The 2,441-nt window shown below is 46.0% G+C and carries 2 protein-coding genes; both read right to left on the reverse strand.

Features of this window, described 5'->3' with window-relative positions; all coding sequences use genetic code 11:
- Window positions 1-85: 85 nt before the first annotated feature.
- Window positions 86-1,153 carry an ATP-binding protein gene (locus HMPREF1250_RS05545; RefSeq protein ID WP_023053659.1) on the reverse strand — a complete coding sequence of 356 codons (1,068 nt, stop codon included), beginning with the start codon at window positions 1,151-1,153 and terminating at the stop codon, window positions 86-88.
- Window positions 1,154-1,164: 11 nt separating this feature from the next.
- A partial coding sequence (locus HMPREF1250_RS05550; protein WP_023053660.1) for an AAA family ATPase occupies window positions 1,165-2,441 on the reverse strand: 1,277 nt, incomplete at its 5' end.

Genomic DNA, 2,441 nt, shown 5'->3' on the forward strand with positions numbered 1-2,441 from the left:
TCGACAAACTCGTTTTCCACTGCTTCAATTTCTTCGTCCCAACTAAATGCTCTTTCTTCTGCCATGATCGTTATCCTCCTTATTATTAAAACGGTACATTTTCGTCTCGGTTTGCTTCTATCGCCTGAGCTACAGTGTCGAATGCGGCAATTAAGCAACCGTCTATAAATTCTTTCGGGTAGTCTTTAATTCTCATATCAGCCGGGAAGTACCCTTTACTTCCTACAACGGCTTGTATTTCAGCTTCTGTGATATTTCGTGCTTCCATAAGCTTCTTCAGGTCTTTCGGGATCCCGTCGTCTTCCTTAGCCTTCTTTTTAGGCTCGGCTTTTACAACAGGTTCTGCTTTCGGCGTTTCTTCTTTCGGAGGGGTTTTCATTTCCTCTACAGGTTTCTCTTCAACTTGCGATTTTTGAATATTTTTAGGTATACAATTTTCTATTTGAGTAAATTCGAAGGGTAAGCATTCCTTCAATCCGTGCCGGTTCTTAGCGTCCCAATTCGGATGGTGACTTGTATACATCACACGTTGTCCGCCTGAGACACGGACCTTCTTACTGTTACCGTCCTTGCTATCGACTTTTAAAACTTCCTCTTTGTAGTTGGCAAAAAGTAGCATGTCCGCCCACTCTTTGACCATGTCGGAAATTTTTTGACTGGCGGCTTTATTGAGCTTCAGTTCGTACCGATCGTACGGGGGTTGGTCAGGCCGTTCGAATTTTCGCACCATAGCATGTGCCGTGAGAACTACGTTCATCCCGCTTTCAATTAAATCCTGGAGCTTATTAAGCAGCCGTCCGAATTCTTCCTTCTCATAGACGTATCCCTTGCCATACCCGATATCTTCAATACCGCTTACCTGGTACTTCGAGCAAATGTGCTGTACGCAAAGCTGTTCCGCCCAGTCGATAGTGTCGATGACTAAGGTTGTAAATCCTTGGTGGTCTTTCGTAAGCTCTTGAACGTATTCCATAAGTACCGCCCAAGACGTCGGCCGTTCCAATCGGGCTACATCCATATGAGCCGTTCCTGCTTCTGTATCGATAAACAAGGGATCGGGGAATTGTGCGGCAAATGTACTTTTCCCTATTCCTTCAGGACCATATACAACGACTTTCTGGTATCGCTCTTGCTTTCCTGTAATTATTTTCATAGCTACCTCCTTTAGAATTTACCGGCTTCCCATTTCTTTGCTTCTACAGGCTGCGGTGTCGAGTCTTTAATGTAACCGTCTTCAATAATGATGCTGCAGCTATCATCCATTCCGACTCTCGTAGCAATAACTTGAAGTCCTTCGCGGGTGAGCCAATCAGAGAACTCTTTAAGTGTTTCCTGATCCATTTGTTCGAGCTTATCCATGAGAACAAATCCGCACTCGGGGTTTAGCTTACGAATAATCGCTGTAGCCACCATGAGCTGTTCGGCGCCGCTCATGCCGTCCCATTGCTGCCCCTTGTAAATAAGCTCGCCATCTTTTACGCCAAGTTCCGGAAGGGGTAAATCAGCCTTGTTAAGAAGATCGTTCTTAGCTTCCTTGACGGCTTCAATTTCTGCCGTCAGTCCGTTATATTCAGCCGCCAACTCATCGGCTTCGGCCTGGGCTTTTTCTTTTTCTTGGTTGGCTCGCACCTTACGGTTGATCTCATCAACGTGAGCAATATTCATTTCCAATTCTTCGGTACTTTCGTCAATAAGCTCATTAACTGTTTTTTGAGCCGTCTCCATATCGGCTAACAGCGACTCTTGCTTTGCCTGGGCTTCTTCTAAAGAGGTTTTAAGCTGAGCAATCCGGGCGATAAGCGTTTCGTGTTCTTCCGTCATCTTAGTTAACTGTTCACGCTTACGTTGATTCTCGCCGTTTTGCGCCAAAATTTCTTGTTGTTGCTTAATTAAATCCGAAGCACTTACCGGCTCTGCAGGAGCGTCGGGATAATACTCGAGCTCATCGGCGTAGGATTTCTTCTGCTTTGCGATACGGCCGATTTCAAGGCGTCGGTTATATCGCTGTGCTTCTTTTGCGTCGAGTTCGGCCAATTCGTCGCCAATGCCAATAATCTGCAGTAATGTATTAGCCTTATCTTTTGAGTTCATACCCATGAACTTCGGCAAGTCTAGAGCCAGTTTCTCGATGAAGCTGTCCAAGAGCTTTTGTCCGGCTTTCTCACCGGTCGGGTCAATGACCTTAAGGGAGCTCTTCGCTCCCTTTCGTTCGACGATAAGGCCGTTGGAAAGTTCAATATGAATTTCAGGCGGGATCGTGCTGCTATCTCTTGCCGCATTAGACGGCTTGAATTTATCGCCGCCTAATGCCCAGGCTATGGCATCCAAGACGGACGTTTTGCCTTGGCCGTTCCGGCCCCCGATTACCGTTAACCCATTTGGGGCTAATTCCATGGAAACCGCCTTTACTCGTTTTACATTTTCAACTTCAAAACTATTAA

Origin of the sequence: Megasphaera vaginalis (ex Srinivasan et al. 2021), assembly GCF_000478965.1 — a bacterium.
Classification (GTDB): Bacteria; Bacillota; Negativicutes; order Veillonellales; family Megasphaeraceae; genus Megasphaera; species Megasphaera vaginalis.